At 39.4% G+C, this 17966-nt stretch carries 13 protein-coding genes; 4 read left to right on the top strand and 9 right to left on the bottom strand.

All coding sequences use genetic code 11. From position 1 onward, the window contains the following. The first annotated feature begins 16 nt into the window (after positions 1-16). Positions 17-1699 (top strand): alpha,alpha-phosphotrehalase, encoded by a 1683-nt coding sequence (gene treC, locus KHS79_RS22245; protein ID WP_212722203.1) that lies wholly within the window; start codon positions 17-19, stop codon positions 1697-1699. Between the two features lie 96 nt (positions 1700-1795). Here treC and KHS79_RS22240 read toward each other — a convergent pair whose 3' ends face one another. Both KHS79_RS22240 and KHS79_RS22235 read right to left on the bottom strand, forming a co-directional pair. Then, a complete protein-coding gene (locus KHS79_RS22240; RefSeq protein WP_212722202.1) occupies positions 1796-2662 on the bottom strand; it encodes a phytanoyl-CoA dioxygenase family protein in 867 nt (288 codons plus the stop codon). A 188-nt stretch (positions 2663-2850) separates the two neighbouring features. After that, entirely contained in the window at positions 2851-3588 is a 738-nt protein-coding gene (locus KHS79_RS22235) for a vWA domain-containing protein (RefSeq protein ID WP_212722201.1), read from the bottom strand. A gap of 557 nt (positions 3589-4145) precedes the next feature. On the opposite strand from KHS79_RS22235, the gene KHS79_RS22230 reads away from it, so the two are divergent. After that, positions 4146-5927: a hypothetical protein gene (locus KHS79_RS22230; RefSeq protein ID WP_212722200.1), complete on the top strand. Its 1782-nt coding sequence runs from the start codon at positions 4146-4148 to the stop codon at positions 5925-5927. 12 nt (positions 5928-5939) lie between these two features. Here the strand turns inward: KHS79_RS22230 and KHS79_RS22225 are convergent, their stop codons facing one another. From KHS79_RS22225 to KHS79_RS22195, 7 genes are all read right to left on the bottom strand, one after another. Continuing rightward, positions 5940-6851 carry a response regulator gene (locus tag KHS79_RS22225; RefSeq protein WP_212722199.1) on the bottom strand — a complete coding sequence of 304 codons (912 nt, stop codon included), beginning with the start codon at positions 6849-6851 and terminating at the stop codon, positions 5940-5942. Between the two features lie 169 nt (positions 6852-7020). Next, complete coding sequence (locus KHS79_RS22220; protein ID WP_212722196.1) at positions 7021-7761, bottom strand: substrate-binding periplasmic protein; 741 nt, start codon at positions 7759-7761, stop codon at positions 7021-7023. 282 nt (positions 7762-8043) lie between these two features. Further along, complete coding sequence (gene phoU, locus KHS79_RS22215; protein WP_027709042.1) at positions 8044-8772, bottom strand: phosphate signaling complex protein PhoU; 729 nt, start codon at positions 8770-8772, stop codon at positions 8044-8046. A 310-nt stretch (positions 8773-9082) separates the two neighbouring features. After that, a complete protein-coding gene (gene pstB, locus KHS79_RS22210) occupies positions 9083-9952 on the bottom strand; it encodes a phosphate ABC transporter ATP-binding protein PstB (protein WP_211233660.1) in 870 nt (289 codons plus the stop codon). A 39-nt stretch (positions 9953-9991) separates the two neighbouring features. Then, a complete protein-coding gene (gene pstA, locus KHS79_RS22205) occupies positions 9992-11659 on the bottom strand; it encodes a phosphate ABC transporter permease PstA (RefSeq protein WP_212722195.1) in 1668 nt (555 codons plus the stop codon). Positions 11660-11693: 34 nt separating this feature from the next. Then, a complete protein-coding gene (locus KHS79_RS22200; RefSeq protein ID WP_212722193.1) occupies positions 11694-13970 on the bottom strand; it encodes an ABC transporter permease subunit in 2277 nt (758 codons plus the stop codon). Positions 13971-14211: 241 nt separating this feature from the next. Further along, positions 14212-15192, bottom strand: coding sequence for a PstS family phosphate ABC transporter substrate-binding protein (locus tag KHS79_RS22195; protein WP_212722191.1), 981 nt, complete (start codon positions 15190-15192; stop codon positions 14212-14214). Positions 15193-15723: 531 nt separating this feature from the next. Here KHS79_RS22195 and KHS79_RS22190 point away from each other — a divergent pair. Beyond that, complete coding sequence (locus KHS79_RS22190) at positions 15724-16338, top strand: TRAP transporter small permease subunit (protein ID WP_212722189.1); 615 nt, start codon at positions 15724-15726, stop codon at positions 16336-16338. Next, entirely contained in the window at positions 16338-17723 is a 1386-nt protein-coding gene (locus tag KHS79_RS22185; protein ID WP_212722187.1) for a TRAP transporter large permease, read from the top strand. Before KHS79_RS22190 ends, KHS79_RS22185 begins: the two co-directional genes overlap by 1 nt. The last annotated feature ends 243 nt before the right edge of the window (positions 17724-17966 follow it).

Here is a 17966-nt window from a genome sequence, read left to right as displayed (position 1 = left end):
CGTTACTGGTTAAATCATGACAGCAGCAGAATTATCCTGGTGGCAAACAGCGACCATTTATCAAATATATCCCAAAAGCTTTAAAGACTCAGGCCAACAGGGGACAGGTGACTTACAAGGCATCATCAGCAAACTGGATTATTTAAAAAAACTTGGTATAGATGCAATTTGGTTAACACCTATTTACTGCTCTCCACAAATTGATAATGGCTATGATATTAGCGATTACTACAACATAGACCCCAGCTATGGAAGCATGGAAGATTTCGAGCGCCTTATCGAAGAAGCACATACTAGAAATATAAAAATCATAATGGATCTGGTAGTCAACCACACCTCAACTGAACATCAGTGGTTTAAAGAAGCAATCCGTTCTGAAACAAGCCCCTATCATAATTACTACATTTGGCGTAAAGGTAACGCAGAAAATCCCCCAAATAACTGGCAGTCTAAATTTGGCGGATCAGCCTGGGAGTTTGTGCCTCACCTCGATAAATATTATTTACATTTATTTGCTAAAGAGCAGGCCGATTTAAATTGGGAAAATCCAAATGTTCGACAAGAGGTCCAAAAAGTCGTCGAATTCTGGTTAAAGAAAGGCATTGATGGTTTTCGACTCGATGTTATTAACTTGATTTCCAAGCAACAAGACTTTCCTAATGATAGAATAGGTGACGGCCGACGTTTTTACACTGATGGTCCTCGCGTCCACGAATATTTGCAGGAGTTAAGCAAGGCTGTATTTATTCCATGGAATGCAATGACTGTAGGCGAAATGTCCTCTACCACCATTGAGCATTGCCAGCAGTATTCTGACCCTGCCAGCCAAGAATTAAGTATGGTGTTTAACTTTCACCACTTAAAAGTTGATTATCCTAATGGAGAAAAATGGTCAAAGGCACCTTTTGATTTTATAAGCCTAAAAAAGATTCTTGCTGACTGGCAAAAAGGCCTCGCTGAACGAGGTTGGAATGCCTTGTTCTGGTGTAATCATGACCAGCCTCGTGTTGTTTCCCGCTTTGGTAATACCTCTACATACTTTAAACAATCAGCCAAAATGTTAGCAACTGCAATACATGGTTTGCGAGGTACTCCATATATTTATCAAGGCGAAGAAATTGGTATGTGTAACCCAGACTACACTACTATTGATGCCTACCAGGATGTTGAAACAATCAACTACTACCAAATAATGCGTGACCAAGGTATGGATGAAGGTGACATTATGTCAATCATTCAAGCAAAATCACGTGATAACTCAAGAACCCCTATGCAATGGGATAATTCACAACATGCAGGATTTAGCAAAGGTACTCCTTGGCTGAAAGTAGCGGATAATTATCACGAGCTAAACGCTGAGTCTGCACTCAATGACGAAGACTCTGTATTTTATTATTATCAACAGCTAATAAGGCTTCGGAAAATAGAGCCTCTGCTTACATATGGCCGCTTTCAACTGCTACTGGAGAAACACCCATCACTATTTGCCTATATACGGGAATATAATAGTCAGGCGTTACTTGTTATCTGTAACTTTTATAATCAATACGTTGACTTCCCTTTACAAGAAACACCCCTTAACACTTATCAAGAAAATGTTGAGGTTCTTCTTAGCAATTACAGTGGTACTACAAACAACTTAGCCACTTTAAAGCTCAGGCCATACGAAGCAGTAATATTCAAGCTTCCAACTTACTAAAGCAAAGTTTACGCAGTAATACCGATACCCTCCTCCCTCAAATTAAAAATAAACAAATAGGGGGGAGTTCTTTTTCCTACAAACGAACAAGCACCTCTAAAAATTACCTAGCACTTCTATACACGGATTATTTAACCAATTATCACTTGAAAACTCACTGGCTAGATCCACAGCATGTATTGCATAGGCTTGTCGTGATACTGGCGAATTATTTGCCGGGCTATAGTGTGGTAGCAACCCATGCAAGACAATCAATGTCCCTTGCTTTACCTCTAAGGGTATCGCTTCTTTTATATCCCACTGAGGCTCAGCCAAACGTTGCATGCATACCTGATCATTGCTTTTACGTACTAAACGCTGACTTAATTCAAACTGATGTCCACCGGGTATTGCAAATAAACAGCCATTTTCCACAGTAGCATCTTCAAGCGCCAACCAAAAACCTGTTACCGTTACTGGAGAAGAATATAAAAATGTTGCATCCTGATGACAAGTAACTTCCCCTCCCACAAAAGGCTGTTTTAAAATATACATTGACTGTATTATTGCTGGCTTTTTCATCCCTAAGTCATAAGCAAGGCGAGTGATATTTGGAGAAGTAGACCAACGTTTAAAAACAGCATCGTTAGCATGCAAAGCATGACCTACCTTATTCACTGCACGCACATTATCAACTTGCCTGATATTTTTTTCATAGAAGCATCGTATTTGGTTACCAGACTCCAGAAAGTATTGTTGCTCACAATGACACTGATCCTGGGTTGAAAAAATCACTTGTTCACTATTTACTTGTTTTAGATAAGACTGAATAACTTGTTTTAATGTTAAACACTCTAACGATGATGCAAACTCATTAAGCACAAGGTAACCATCCTGCACATAGTCTGCTTTTTGCTCAGCCGTTATTTGCTGATTTGCTTGAATTAATCGTTGATCTATTGCTGATAAGTCCTTTAACTTCACTGACAATGTATCCCAAAATAGTCACTTCTTATCTAGGGTCTGTTAACACTATTTGAATCACGGCCCGAAGGGTTATGACGGTGATATTCAAATAGCGCTAACAGCACCCTAATACTTTCAAACAAATTCAGAGAGGTAAACCTCTCTGAAAATACATTTATACCCATAGCAAAGGGGGTATATTTCAATTAGCTTAAACGTCTACGTCTTGTAAATAACAGTGAAAGCAACCCAAAGCCAATAACAGCAGCAGTAGCAGGCTCAGGCACTTCTTCAATAATTTCTTTCACCTTACGTTTTATGATTTCATCTGTCAGTGTATCAGGATCAGCTCTCAATGCTGCCAAGTCAAAAAATCCCTTTTCTCCATCTTTAGTTGTATAAACAGTTTCATCCCACTCAGAGGCATAGTTGTTCAACGAGATTACATTCAGTAAAACGTTATTATCTTTGAGCACTCCAGCAAGTTGTGTTTCGGTCATAGAGCTTGCTTGGTCGCCAGATTCGTCAGTAATCAAAATAACCATTTTGACACGGTTATCTTTCCAACTAAACCCTCCTAATGCCCAATGCGCAGCATGATAGCCACGCTCTTGAGAACCATAGGTATTCACAAAGTTAACGCTAGAAGAGATTGCATTAAAATCTTTTGTAAAATCTACAAAAATATTTTTATTACTTTCACTTCCAGCCAGGCGTTCATAGCCTGCAACACCATACCGAGCGTCTATACCATTAGCCCGCATTTGGTTATCCATTGCTTCCAGACTATTTCCCAGCCATGCAAATTCATTCTGCATACTTCCTGACTGGTCAATAACAAAGGCTACATCAGCTGCCATGTAACCTGCCTGGGCCTGAGTCGTTAAACCAACGCTGATAAATGTGCCAAGCGCTATGGCTGTGGCTTTTTTTGTTATAGCCATACTTCTTCCTGTTAGTATGTCGTTTTCCATTACCCTACAATAGGGAATCCATTTTGATACCATTTAAGCGATATCAAACATGACATTAAACTATCAAAAAATCTAAATCAAGACAGTTAGCGTATACCAAAAACACTGGCCTTAATCATATAAAGAGTAAATCTAAAATAAAAACATAAACTCATCTGATAATGAAAAGCTTTACCCATGCCAACCCAGCATTAATATCATCTTTAGCAGTCCAAGCCACAACACGTCCATCACGGAAAGAAAATCGGGCTAGCCAAGTGTTTAGTCTTATTTTTATATTACTCAACAGTAGTAAGCACTCACTTTTGCAATAAACACCGCTAACAACCATTCAATAATACTACAGAATTAATTATACGTAGATTTCCACAGATAGGTACAAATAGACAGCCAAAACTCAAGACGTATTGAAGAAATATAATTAATCAATAAAAGATATTAAAAAATTAAATTTTAACTATATTCCTGTACTCACTGCGGTTGACATTCATCTATGATTAGTAGTGAGTGTAACGTCTTGAGCAGCTATGTTAATCACAAAAAACTTTAAAAACGTTGCAATTATAGTACTGATTGAACTAATTATTTTTACTTCAATTTACCTACACTTGCGTGGATTTATTGATGAATACCTACAAAATAACGTAAGTGAGCAATACGCAAATGATCTTAAGTTTTCTGCAAACTACTTCGAATACTCGGTAAAGAGAATTGGAGACATTCTTGTCAATACTGATTACTTCCTCAATAATGACAACAACACTAACTATCAACCCAAGCTGGAGAATTATCTAACACATCTTTTTAATAACTATGAGGAGCTAATTGGCATTACCCTACTCTATACACCTGAATACCTGAATGCTCACTCACATTTAGTCAATCGCTCTTCATTTGCGTTTCGAGAAACCAACAGTATATCTCACAAAAAGTTAGATAAAGGTCAGCTATATCCAAGGTGGTACTTTAGTAGTCTACAAAACTTCTTTAAACATGGTCGCCAGTTATCATGGCATATAGCCTTTCCTTCACCAGGAAGTAACAAACAATACTCACTATCAACAACTTATGTTATGCCGACTTCTGAGTCCGCTAAAGGTGTCATCGCTATTGAGTGGAGTTTAGATAAAGTTCTCCAAATACTACAAGAGCAACAAAGCACCTCGAAATCACTGCTATTTTTTATTGATGGATCAACCAACAAAGTATTTATTAATGTTGATCGAAAGAATCCAATATATGAGCATGTTTATCAACTCCCATATATCAAAAAAGAAACACTAACCGACGCTAAAAATAATATACCAATATTTCAAGAAGCCAGTATCTCAGGGACAAACTATTTTATCGCTTTAACAAAAACACCCAGCGGCATTATCATTGGCTCTATCTCTTTAAAAGAATATATCGACAGCAGACGATTAAGCGGTCTTTTTTTTATCGATATTTATTTTTCAATTTTTATTATATTTTTACTTTCAGCCACTATATTCGCATACAACTACCGAAGAATGACTAAAGAAAAAGCACAAAACAAACCTATCACAAAGTCACAAAACAAACGTGATATCCAGACAAGCACAGGCATCGATGACGAAATTGTCATGATTGCGCTTTATGAAGTGATCACAGACTATATACATAAATACTGTCACACTGCAGATTACCTCATAGATAAACTATCATCAGAAAATAGTGATATATACTATAAAACAGCGCAGGAAAACAACAAATTATTTGGTCATATTAAATTATACTCCGAACTAACTATTCAACTTAGATCCGAGTTAAAAAGTTTACAAAAAAGGTTATCGGGCCTCAATGTAAATTCATTTAAGGAGTATAATTTAAAGCTACATCCTTCTTTACTTATCAATAAAGCATTGAATTATTTCATGCAAAATATTGATACCAGCCAAGTCAAGGTAAATGACTTGACGTCAGATATTATTGATTTCACTGTGCCCGCCGTTAATTTTAGTAAAATAATTCTAGCTCTCCTCTGTGGATCAATCTATCGCGCTGGAAATTGCTCACTTGAAATTACTATTGACTTTGTTGCTAAAGCTGATTCAGGAGATTTGATCTACACAGAGACTTATGCGTCATCAGATAATGAAAACCAAGCAACAGAAAACCATGCAGACAACTTGTCAACATTAGATAAAATAGAGGAAATCAAAATGGATATAGTTCTCAGTAAAAGTATCTCATCTTCGGAAGGTAAGCTACAGATTACACCTTTACCGGAAAATGGTTTGTGCTGCCATTTTACTTTTCCAGCGAAACCCCAAAAAATCACGGTTTAAAATAGCATTTTTTTAGTAATACTTTTGCCCTGTCCCAGACGCAATTATCTTTGAAATATATTCAAATTTTTGTGGATCGTCATCAACAAATAAAATTCCAATCTTATAACCTTCAGCCTCCATCTTTTTATCGAGCGACTGCAGCAAGTAAATGCAACCATTAATCCGAGCGATATCCGAAGCCTGCTCCCCTTGCTCAAAGTCAATAACCGCCTGCTCGAATAACTGCGGTATTCCATCTGCCTTTCTTGCAATTACTTTTATCTCTTTCAGGGTAATGGTTTCTATCGCACATGGCATAGTTTTATCGTGCACCCGCACGATAACTTGTCCTTTATGTTTTGCACCTTTGCCTCCACTTGAAGATGCAGCACTTGCAGCTTGAGCATTCCCTCCAGTCAATACACTAACCGATGATTGATGTGTTGCACCTCCAGTTGCGCTAGCAGGTTTAGGTTTGCCAGTGAGTGCTTCTAGTGATGAGCTTGCGGTAGAATCAGTCATTTCAGCCTGACGCCCTTGTCCTTTAATACGATCGGCAGACACACGTTTGGAAAGTACCTTCACAATTTTAGAAATCAACTGATCATTTGAAAACGGTTTACCAATATAGTCGCTCACCCCAGCTTCTATAGCTTGTAACACATGCTCTCTATCACCTCGACTGGTCACCATGATAAAAGGTGTTTTTCGATCTGGGAACTCTTTACGTATCCACTGTATTAGCTCCAGTCCACTAAGCTCGGGCATTTCCCAATCACAAAGTACTAAATCATAAATATTCTTTTGCAGTAAGGACTGAGCGCGACGTCCATTTACCGCTTCTTCCAAGACAAAATGCGGAAAACGGCTACGAACTGCTTTTTTAATCAAATCACGTATGAATGAAGCATCATCAACTACCAGCAATTTTACCTTCTGCATAGAACACCCAGAAAAATCAAAGGTTATCTTTATGAATATAGTCGATTGAACGCTGACATGTAATCACAAATCTCCTGTAACCTCTTTACCATATTATATACTCATCGCTAATTATTATTTTTTTTTTATTTCTATACGCTATTGAATCGGTAAAGTTCAACATGACTAATTAATCAACAAAAGAAGATGTGTACATCTCCCCTAAAATAGCCTTATAAATTTTTTCTACTCTACCTGACTTCTTAAGCTTATTTAATTCTCGGTTAAATGCTTCGATGAGTTGAAAATGATCCGGATTAACTTTATTAAGCATTAACCTGTAGGCTGCAATAGTAACTGGTTTTTCGTGGAAGCTGATTTTTTCTTTTTCCGCTTTACTAAAGTTATTGTTTAACAAACTTTGTAAAACTTGCGGTTCTAAAGGAACTAAGTCAACTCTACCTGAAAGTAGCTTCTTTAAACCTATTAGGTCCGAAGTAGCCCATGATGCCTTTACCAGACCCGTTTCCAATGCTTTGTCCAACTCCATACCATAAGTATAAGAGTAGGTTACGCCAATAACTAATCCCTTAAGATCATGAACAGTTGTCCACTCATACTCTTTAGTTGATAAATGATAAAGGTACTTTGGTAATACAAGAATAGGATCAGAAAAATAAAAGAATTTCGCCCTTTCATTATTTTTTATCCATATTGCTGAGCCATCCCAACGACCAATTCTGGCATTTTCATAAGCCCTTGGCCATGGAAAGAAATCATAACTAACGGTTATTCCTAGCCCAGCAAATACCTCAGTAACAACTTGGGAAGATGGACCAAACTTTGGTAGTTTCTCAGATAAAAATGGCTCCCACTCTCCATTAGTCAGCCGTATAACTTGGCTTGCGAAACAAATAGATAACTGCAACAAACATGTGATCAATACCAGGCACTTGACTATAGCCATTACTTGTGTTGTCACCTGTAGCTCAATTTATCTTATAAATATTAGCTGAAAATGAGAATACCGAGCCGCAGAACAGAACTTTCAGATAGTTCAAGGGTGAAGCCCCATTACTTTATCTAGAACTTTTTTACAGTTTGGTCCGTTTTATTAGAATTGGCGCTAAACATAGCGCACATAAAGAGAATTAAACAATGATGAACTTATAATAAAAGTTTCTTTATAACTCACATTACTTATGTATTGTATTTATGAGTTATCTTTAAGCACTTCTTCTTTCATTCGTTTTAAGCCAATATACCGTACATCTTGACCTTTTACTAAATAAATAACATGCTCAGCAATATTGCGTGCATGGTCACCAATTCGTTCAAGTGAACGTAAAACCCAAATAATATTTAGTACGCGTGTAATACTTCTTGGATCTTCCATCATGAAGGTCACAAGCTCACGCATAGCGGTTTTATATTCCAGATCTACAGACTTGTCTTCTTGCGCAACTCGAAAAGCAAGCTCTGGATCAAACCGAGCAAAGGCAGTTAGTGCATCCTGAATCATTCGACGGACTCTAGAGCCTATATGCCGCGTTTCAATATAGCCTCGTGGTGCTTCTCCTTCTTCCGTTAGCTTAATGGCATGACGCGCAATTTTTGCCGCTTCGTCACCAACTCGCTCTAGATCAGTTGCAGCTTTACTACAAGCCAAGACCAAGCGTAAGTCAATGGCAGCAGGCTGCCGCCTAGCCAAAATACGCGTACACTCTTCATCAATGTGAAGTTCCATCTGGTTAATATCATCATCCTTTCTTCGAACTGCTTTGCCCAAGCCGCTATCAGCATCAATCAATGCGCGCATCGCATCACTCACCTGCTTTTCTACTAAACCTCCCATAGACAACAGTTGATTTTTAATTTCTTCCAGCTCATTATTGAACTGTTGTGAAATGTGCTGCGAATACATATCTGGGTTTTTATCCATGATAAACCTCAAAAAGGATGGTATTTCGAAATAGCATAGCCCTTAATGTTAACACAAATGATTTTTTTGCATGTCCAAACAATGACATCGAGTTAGTTACCGGTAACACCTTTTTGTGCTAACAATATCCAGCAACCAATCCTTTAAAAATATTTGCACTGATATAGCATGATAAATCAGCTATATAAGAGGTACAGGGTACGCTTAACTACATACTGCTTCAAACAACATTAAACCATCTGTAAGCGGAAATTACTGATATTCGCTAATGCTAAAATAACCCAAAAAATACACCAAGTTTCAATAAAACTTAGCCATAACGGCCTGTAATATAATCCTCAGTTTGTTTTTCTTTAGGGTTTGTAAATAAGCTATCGGTATCACCAAATTCCACTAATTTACCCATATACATAAAAGCAGTGTAATCTGAAACCCGAGCAGCTTGTTGCATGTTATGTGTGACAATGACGATGGTATATTTTGATTTTAAATCATTAATCAATTCTTCAATTTTTAATGTGGAGATAGGATCTAACGCGGAGGCAGGTTCATCTAACAACAAGACCTCAGGTTCTACCGCAATAGTCCGCGCAATCACTAATCGCTGCTGTTGTCCACCAGACATACCCAATGCACTTTCATGTAAACGGTCCTTCACTTCATCCCACAGTGCCGCCCCTTTCAGTGCCCATTCCACAACTTCATCAAGTATGCGTTTTTTATTAATACCTTGGATACGCAAACCATAGGCAACATTTTCATACACACTTTTTGGAAAAGGATTGGGTTTTTGAAACACCATGCCAACACGGCGACGAAGATCTGCAACATTAACACCTTTTGCATAAATGTCTTGATCATCAAGTAAAATCTTTCCACTAACGCGGCAACCATCAACTAAATCATTCATACGGTTTAAAGTACGCAATAACGTTGACTTACCACAGCCAGATGGCCCAATGAAGGACGTCACACGCTTCTGTGGGATATTCATTGAAATATCATAAAGCGCTTGCTTATCATCATAAAAAAGATCAAGACCACTGATATCCAAACATGTAGTTTCAGACTCAATGTCTAAATCTTGTTTAACCCTGCCAAGAGACTGCATATCAATCGCATGCGCCTTTTTATCAGCCAGCTGCTGATCAGTGCTTAATTCAACCATTGCCTCAGACATAACTGCACTCTTGCTAACATTATAATGGAAACTCGTAAGTTAGACTTCCAAAGCCTTATATTTCTCTCGTAAATGATTGCGTATTGCCACAGCGGATAAATTCAATATGGCAATAACAACCACTAGTAGTAATGCAGTGGCATAAACCAGTGGTCTAGCAGCCTCTACATTCGGACTTTGAAAGCCAACATCGTAGATATGAAAGCCCAGATGCATGAACTTCTGATCTAAGTGTAAATAGGGATAATTACCGTCCAATGGCAAAGATGGTGCTAATTTAACCACCCCTACTAACATTAATGGCGCAACCTCACCTGCTGCTCTGGCAACTGCAAGAATCAAGCCCGTCATCATCGCAGGGCTGGCCATAGGCAGAACCACACGCCACAACGTTTCAGCCTTGGTTGCCCCTAGCGCTAAACTACCTTCACGAACAGAACGAGGGATACGTGATAATCCTTCCTCTGTGGCGACAATAACCACAGGCAGTGTTAAAAGTGCTAACGTAATTGAAGCCCATAACAAGCCAGGTGTGCCGAGTGTAGGCGCAGGCAAAGCTTCAGGGAAAAATGTCTCATCTATTGTCGATCCCATGAAATAGACAAAAAAACCTAAACCAAATACGCCATAAACAATGGAGGGGACTCCGGCCAAGTTATTCACAGCAATACGAATCATCCGTGTAACAGCCCCTTGGTGTGCATACTCCCGCAAATACACTGCGGCGATAACACCAAACGGGGTAACAATAACGGACATGAGAATAACCATCATGACCGTACCAAAGATTGCAGGAAAAATGCCTCCTTCGGTATTTGCTTCACGGGGATCATCAGCAACAAACTCCCATACTTTGTCCCCATAATGTGCAACCTTATCAGGCAATGACATAGCATTTGGTTGGAATGCTCTTACCACACTACCTATGGATAAAGTCACTTGATGGCCATCCACCGTTTCAGCCACAAAATAGTCTTGGTTAAACTGTTGATAAAGCTCACCCAACCGCTTCTCTAGTTGTTTATACTCCTGCTGTAACTCAGCACGTTCCAGTTGAAGCTGAGCCTGAGCGGTATTTGTCAACTTAGATTCTAATTCCAGTCTACGCTCTTTAAGTCGCAAGCGCTCAAGTGCTGCATTGATTCGTCCAATTTGATGCTTTTCAATTTCATAAATATCATCGTGAATACTTTCAGCTCTGGCAATGCGTTGCTGAAAGGTTTCCCATAACGGTTTGTCATCCAAAATAACACGGTCACCTTCTCTCACCTCTTTTAAAAAGCCATAGAAGTTGCCCCATTCACGACGTTCAACAACCATTATATTTTCAGAAAACTCAATACTTTCTAAGAAAGCTGGCAAAATCCACTGGAAGTCACTGCCATATATATCGCGGTTACCAACCTTAATCAGTTGGCGCTCGAAGAACTCACTTTCTTCAGCAGAGATTGCTATTCCAGCATCGCGCAATCGCTGAGCAGAGACCTCTTCTGACTCAACAATTTCACCAGCAATGACTTTGCTCTGCTGGCCAGGCACAGTGTAATTTGCCTTGATGATATCAGCTGGCCAGAAGTGTCCTAAACCGCGAACTGCAATTAACGCCAGCAAGCCAACTACCATAATGATACTAATGGCAACAGCCCCGGCATTTAGCCAAACCCAAGGCTCTCCACTTTTATACCAGTTTTTTAATCCGATGCGCATAAGGCACACTTTCCATCATTAGAGAGTCAATTGATTAGAGAGAGCTGTAACGTTTGCGTAATCGATGTCGAATCAATTCCGCCATGGTATTCACCACAAACGTAAACAAGAACAACACTAGTGCGGCTAAAAATAGGACACGATAATGCGAGCTACCGACTTCAGACTCTGGCATTTCAACCGCAATATTTGCAGCCAGCGTCCTCATCCCCTCGAAAATATTGGCATCCATGATCGGCGTATTACCCGTCGCCATTAACACAATCATCGTTTCACCCACTGCACGACCCAAACCAATCATGAGCGCTGAAAAAATGCCTGGACTAGCCGTTAATAGCACTACACGGGTCAAGGTTTGCCAAGGTGTTGCTCCCAGTGCTAATGAGCCATAGGTAAGGTGTTTGGGCACACTAAAAATGGCATCTTCAGCAATGGAGAAAATGGTGGGTATAACGGCAAAACCCATCGCAAGGCCAACAACCAGTGCATTACGCTGATCATAGTCAAGCCCTGTGGCCTCCTGAATCCAGTGACGAATATCCCCATCAAAAAGAAAGCCTTCTATAGGTGCGCTCAACTGCAGGCTTATCCAGCCCACTAACAGAACAACAGGAATCAAAATAGCAGCTTGCCAGCCATCAGGAATTCTATGCCGAATGCTGCCGGGCAACTGTGCCCATAGGTAAGCAAATAACAGCATACAGACAGGCATAAAAAGCAACAGGACAAAAATACCTGCTAACGTATTCTCAACAAATGGTGCTAACCACAAGCCAGCCAAGAATCCCAAAATAACAGTGGGTAGCGCTTCCATAAGCTCAATGACAGGTTTAACCTTGCGGCGCATAGCAGGTGCCATAAAGTATGCCGTATAAATTGCACCGCAAATGGCTAATGGTGCAGCTAACAACATGGCATAAAAAGCCGCTTTCAAGGTACCAAAGGATAACGGCATTAAGCTGAGCTTAGGTTCAAAGTCATTAGTTGAAGCTGAGGATTGCCAGATATACTTTGGTTCAGTGTAACTTTCATACCACACTTTGTCCCAAAGCGCTGACCATGAAACTTCTGGATGCGTATTATTTACATCCCAAAAGCCCACTTCACCTTGCAGGTTTTCCACCAGTAATGCATTTGCTCTTGGAGAAATGGCAATACCAGCTATTGATTTATCCATAACGGATTGTTTGATTAGAGTCCGTTGAGCCGTTGTATTAAAAATTCCTATATTGCCTTGAGCATCAGCAGCAACAAAACCTTTACGCCGATGTTCAGGTGCAATATTCACTATCGCACTGTCACTTAACTTAAAGCCACGAATTTTTTTCAGCTGCCATTCATTGGTATCATTTCTAACGAAAAACCACTGATTAATATGCCCTGAAGAGTCCCCGAGTAATAAGGAAATACCGCCTAAGAGAAAGCGCATAGCAGTTAAACTCGAACCATCTTCAGTCACATCAATAACGGCATTGATCACTGGATTTTCTTTGTCTTTAATATCCAAAATAGCCAAATGATCACTATCCAAAGCAGCAAAGATCCAACGCTGATCCGGGTCGATTAATAAACCATTAATCGTTCCAGGTAATTTAGGAACAGACAACAATTGCTCAGTTAGCGTTACTTCACCTGATAAAAAGTTTTCTTCTTTATTTAAAGCTTTGACGACAAAAGCATCCTTTCCAGAACCTGCGATAATTAACGCCTCATCAGTATCCCTTAATGCCAGGTGAGAAAAAGCTGTGTTCTCTGCCAGTGAGATATATTCTTTACCATAGGGATAGCTTATTTTCGGGGTAATGGTCCGCTGATTATCATCCGCAAACCGAATATCATATTCATGTTTAAAAACAATAGCTTGGCCATTTGAGAAGGCTAAGGCGAGCACATGGGTTGCCGGATCTGCTTCAGCCAAGCAGGTAATAGTCGCCCCTTCAGGAACAGGGATTGACTCTGTGTGAATAACACGCCCTGTGTTCGTCTTAAAGAAAATTACCTGTCCATTACTATCGAGCTTCAGCCCAATTTCTGCTTGCTCTTCCATAGCAAAATAGAGGTTTTTTTCTGCGGATGATGCTGGCAAGGAGTAAGTCGCAACAGAACTCATGCTTGCCGAACGGAATAGAGGTACAACTTCATACAATAAGTAAAGGAAAATCAGCAAAATTGCCACAATAACACCTACGCCGCCAACAGCTACCCCCCACTCGGCGAGCTTGTCTTTAAAGTGACGCAGCATTTTGTGGCGCTTGAGCGCTGGACTTGAGAAGTCAACAATTGAGCTGTACTTAGATGTATATGGTTTCATGGAGGAGTACCATACCGACGGTATATGACATATTTGTTACAAATAATTGACCTTAAGTTGAACTGTCACGCGTTTTCACAGATAGAGCCAGTACGCTACTGAAGGTTATAAATATAAAAAATAAAAGACTGAAAAATGTTGATTTAAAAAGCATAAAGGCAGTTAACACTGCCTTTATATATCCCATGTTATGGAAGCTTCAAAAGCCCTTCCTATTTGGTATACATTTTTTGCAAGGTTATTAATTAATCCCTAGCTTTTTAAGTTCTTTCGCAACAACCTGAGCCGGCAGGGGAATGTAGCCATCTTTTACTACAACACCTTGGCCCTGTTTAGATAAGACAAGTTTAATAAACTCTCTGTCCAATGGTGCTAACGATTTATTTGGGGCTTTATTGACATAAACGTATAAGAAACGAGATAAAGGGTACGCACCTTTAACTGCATTTTCAGGCGTCGCATCAATAAACTGGGCACCTTGTTTACGCGCTAAAGGAACCGTTCTTACACTTGATGTCTTATAACCAATTCCAGAGTAGCCTACCCCATTCACAGAAGCACTCACGGCTTGCACAACAGAAGCTGATCCAGGCTGTTCATTCACATTGTTTTTAAAGTCTCCTTTACACAGGGCTTTTTCCTTAAAATAACCATAGGTTCCGGAAACTGAGTTGCGACCATAAAGCTGAATACTTTTCTTAGCCCAAGGACCTTCTAGGCCAGCATCACCCCAGGCTTCAATTTTACCATCAGCGCCACACTTACGGGTCGAAGAAAAAATAGCGTCAACTTCGGCAATGGTCAGCCCCTTGATGGGGTTATCTTTATTTACAAAAACAGCTAATGCATCAATGGCTACAGGAATTGCTGTTGGTTTATAACCATATTTTTTCTCAAAAGCTTCTAGCTCTTTATCCTTCATTTTCCGGCTCATAGGTCCCAGGTTTGAGGTTCCTTCAGTGAGTGCGGGTGGCGCAGTTGAAGAGCCTGCTGCCTGTATCTGAATATTGACGTTAGGGTAAATCCGTTTAAAGTCCTCAGCCCATAAGGTCATCAGGTTCGCTAATGTATCAGAACCAACGCTTGATAAATTCCCTGATACGCCGCTCGCTTTTTTATATTCCGGTAAATTAGCATCTACTTTTGAACTTGCCAGCGCATAGTTCGTGCTAATACTAGTGGTGGCAACTGTCAGTGCAATAATCAACCCTTTCAGTTTCATTTGAAGTCTCCTGCAAAATTTAGTAGCGGTGATGTGCGTTGACTATGCGCAAACTATATGAATGCAATATTACATTTATGTTAAGCTAATTAAACAGCCACACAGATTCATCGAAAAAGAGAACTGATGCAAATTTGATCAGTTCATAGGTAGTAAATATCAAACATATTAAAGGTTCTTGGCATTTTTATAGTCATTTCAAGTATAATTTGTCAAAATAAAAATAAATTAGGAGTATTCACCATAATCGCTAGACCACTAGAGGCCCCTAGAGATTTGTATGAGATACCAAGCCAATTAAACATAATAAAATAAGTGCTTTCAAAAAGGATTCGAACCTAAAACACAAACAAAAAGCTATTAATGTGTCAGAAACACAGTTGGACTCATGCGCTGCTCCATTAGGATAAGAGGGTAAGCGCTATGGATTGCTCGCATAAAAATGATTCGCGAAGGGTATAGAAATGGATTTTTCGCTTTGAGCCTCTCTAAAGTCAGGCATTTGTCGTGTTGTAACCTGGGATAATAATAATGACTAAAGACAACAATCACACTAATAATAACCCATTTGTTCAATCTCACCACAACACTCAACTTAATCGAGTTTTGATAGTAATTCACAAAATCACCATCCAGGTAGATCAACTCACCGAAAACATTGGCCGCTTTGTATCTTGGTTTACACTGCTACTCATGTTTGCTGTTTTTCTTGTTGTCTTACTTCGCTATGTATTCAATATTGGCTCTATTGCTCTACAAGAATCTGCACATTATATACATGCATTTATTTTCCTAACGGCGAGTGGTTATGCCCTTAAACACAATGCTCATGTACGAGTGGATATTTTATATCGAAAAATGTCAACAAAACGTAAAGCGCTTATTGATGCACTAGGTACATTATTTTTATTACTACCTGTTTGTTTTTTTATAGCCATCATAAGCTGGGATTACGTCACAAAATCGTGGCTTATTACAGAAAGCTCAAGCGAACCAGGAGGTATACCCGGTGTTTTTTTATTAAAAACATTCATACTTATAATGTGTGCTGTATTAATATTACAGGGTTGCGCTGAGTTATTTCGTTCAATTCTCATTCTGAATAACGCTTGGAATCACCAGCCAAAAAAAGGAGTGAATGTGTAATGGAAGCACTAATTCCACTCCTCATGTTTGTTGTAGTCTGTTTAGTATTATTACTAGGCTACCCTGTGGCTTTTTCACTTGCCGGAACCGCTTTACTGTTTGTCAGTGGGGGGATAGTTGCGGGTATATTCGACACATCTTTCTTAACAGCACTACCAAGTCGGCTCTATGGCACGATGGTTAATGAAACACTAATGGCCGTACCACTTTTTGTGCTTATGGGAGTTATGCTGGAAAAATCTAAAATTGCAGAAAATCTTTTAGAAGGCATGGCACTAATATTTGGTCGCTTTCCTGGAGGTTTGGGCATATCTGTAACTATTGTCGGGATGTTACTGGCCGCAAGTACTGGTATCGTGGGCGCAACAGTAGTAACGATGGGATTAATCTCACTACCAACAATGCTAAAGCAAAATTACAGTCCCTCTCTTGCAACCGGTACAATCTGTGCTACAGGCACTCTTGGTCAAATAATTCCCCCTTCTATTGCATTGGTATTGTTAGGGGATGTTTTATCAAGTGCATACCAACAAGCTCAATTAAGCTTAGGGTTATATTCACTGAAAACCGTTTCCGTTGGTGATTTATTTGTCGGAGCCTTAATACCAGGCTTATTACTTGTCTTTTTTTACGTTGTTTTTCAATTTATTTTAGCATTGATTAAACCCGAAACATCACCTGCTGTTGATAAACAGGCTTTACAAAAAAACGTTAACCGCACAAACTCACTCTTTACACACCTGGTACCTCCACTCTTATTAATTTTTGCAGTTCTAGGGTCAATATTAGCAGGCATTGCAACACCAACAGAAGCTGCTGGTGTTGGTGCATTAGGTGCTACATTGTTAGCCCTTACTAAAAAACAGTTGAACCTGAAGCAACTTGCAGAAGTTGTTCAGTCAACGACAAAAGTAACATGTATGGTTTTCATGATTCTGATAGGCGCTTCTGTTTTCTCACTGGTATTTAGAGCATATGGTGGCGATGAGGTTATTCATAGTTTTTTTAGTACAATGCCTGGCGGGGTATTTACAGCAACACTTATCGTCATGATTGTTATTTTCTTACTTGGTTTTATTCTTGATTTTATAGAAATAACCTTTGTGGTAGTACCTATCGTTGGCCCAGTGTTATTAGCCATGGGTCTTCACCCTGTCTGGTTAGGTGTAATGATTGCTGTAAATTTACAAACCTCTTTTTTAACGCCACCTTTTGGCTTTGCTTTATTTTATTTGCGCGGTGTAGCACCAAATCACGTAAAAACAATTCAAATATATAAAGGGGTTGCACCCTATATTTTAATTCAATTACTCGTACTTATTATTTTAGCGTGTTGGCCTAAAATTGTTACATGGCTACCAGAGCAAATGTATGGAGTACAGTAACCCACATCGTGGATGAGTACCTTTGGGCTGCATAGTGCCCGTCGAACACACCATGAACCACTAGAGGTTTAGTTGCCATATTCTTGCGGCAAACAGTTCTATGGGCTGGTACGGCCTGACTTTTCTAGACAGTTTCTAGGTTTTGAAAATACGCTGCTTCAGCGTTTGCTGGTGAGCACCTGTCATTGTGTGTGTGACGCCGTATTGGATTATAAAACATTTCAATATAATGGAATATTATCT

The organism is Zooshikella ganghwensis (assembly GCF_018263875.1).
In the GTDB taxonomy this organism is placed as follows: Bacteria; Pseudomonadota; Gammaproteobacteria; order Pseudomonadales; family Zooshikellaceae; genus Zooshikella; species Zooshikella ganghwensis.
Note: the sequence above shows the minus strand (reverse complement) of the source record. Positions and strands in the feature narration are given on the sequence as shown.

Coding starts and splice junctions, on each gene's coding strand:
- KHS79_RS22235 (WP_212722201.1), bottom strand. CDS start 3,588: ATGGCTATAACAAAAAAAGCCACAGCCATAGCGCTTGGCACATTTATC.
- KHS79_RS22225 (WP_212722199.1), bottom strand. CDS start 6,851: ATGCAGAAGGTAAAATTGCTGGTAGTTGATGATGCTTCATTCATACGT.
- phoU (WP_027709042.1), bottom strand. CDS start 8,772: ATGGATAAAAACCCAGATATGTATTCGCAGCACATTTCACAACAGTTC.
- KHS79_RS22230 (WP_212722200.1), top strand. CDS start 4,146: ATGTTAATCACAAAAAACTTTAAAAACGTTGCAATTATAGTACTGATT.
- treC (WP_212722203.1), top strand. CDS start 17: ATGACAGCAGCAGAATTATCCTGGTGGCAAACAGCGACCATTTATCAA.
- KHS79_RS22185 (WP_212722187.1), top strand. CDS start 16,338: ATGGAAGCACTAATTCCACTCCTCATGTTTGTTGTAGTCTGTTTAGTA.
- pstB (WP_211233660.1), bottom strand. CDS start 9,952: ATGTCTGAGGCAATGGTTGAATTAAGCACTGATCAGCAGCTGGCTGAT.
- KHS79_RS22200 (WP_212722193.1), bottom strand. CDS start 13,970: ATGAAACCATATACATCTAAGTACAGCTCAATTGTTGACTTCTCAAGT.
- KHS79_RS22195 (WP_212722191.1), bottom strand. CDS start 15,192: ATGAAACTGAAAGGGTTGATTATTGCACTGACAGTTGCCACCACTAGT.
- KHS79_RS22190 (WP_212722189.1), top strand. CDS start 15,724: ATGACTAAAGACAACAATCACACTAATAATAACCCATTTGTTCAATCT.
- pstA (WP_212722195.1), bottom strand. CDS start 11,659: ATGCGCATCGGATTAAAAAACTGGTATAAAAGTGGAGAGCCTTGGGTT.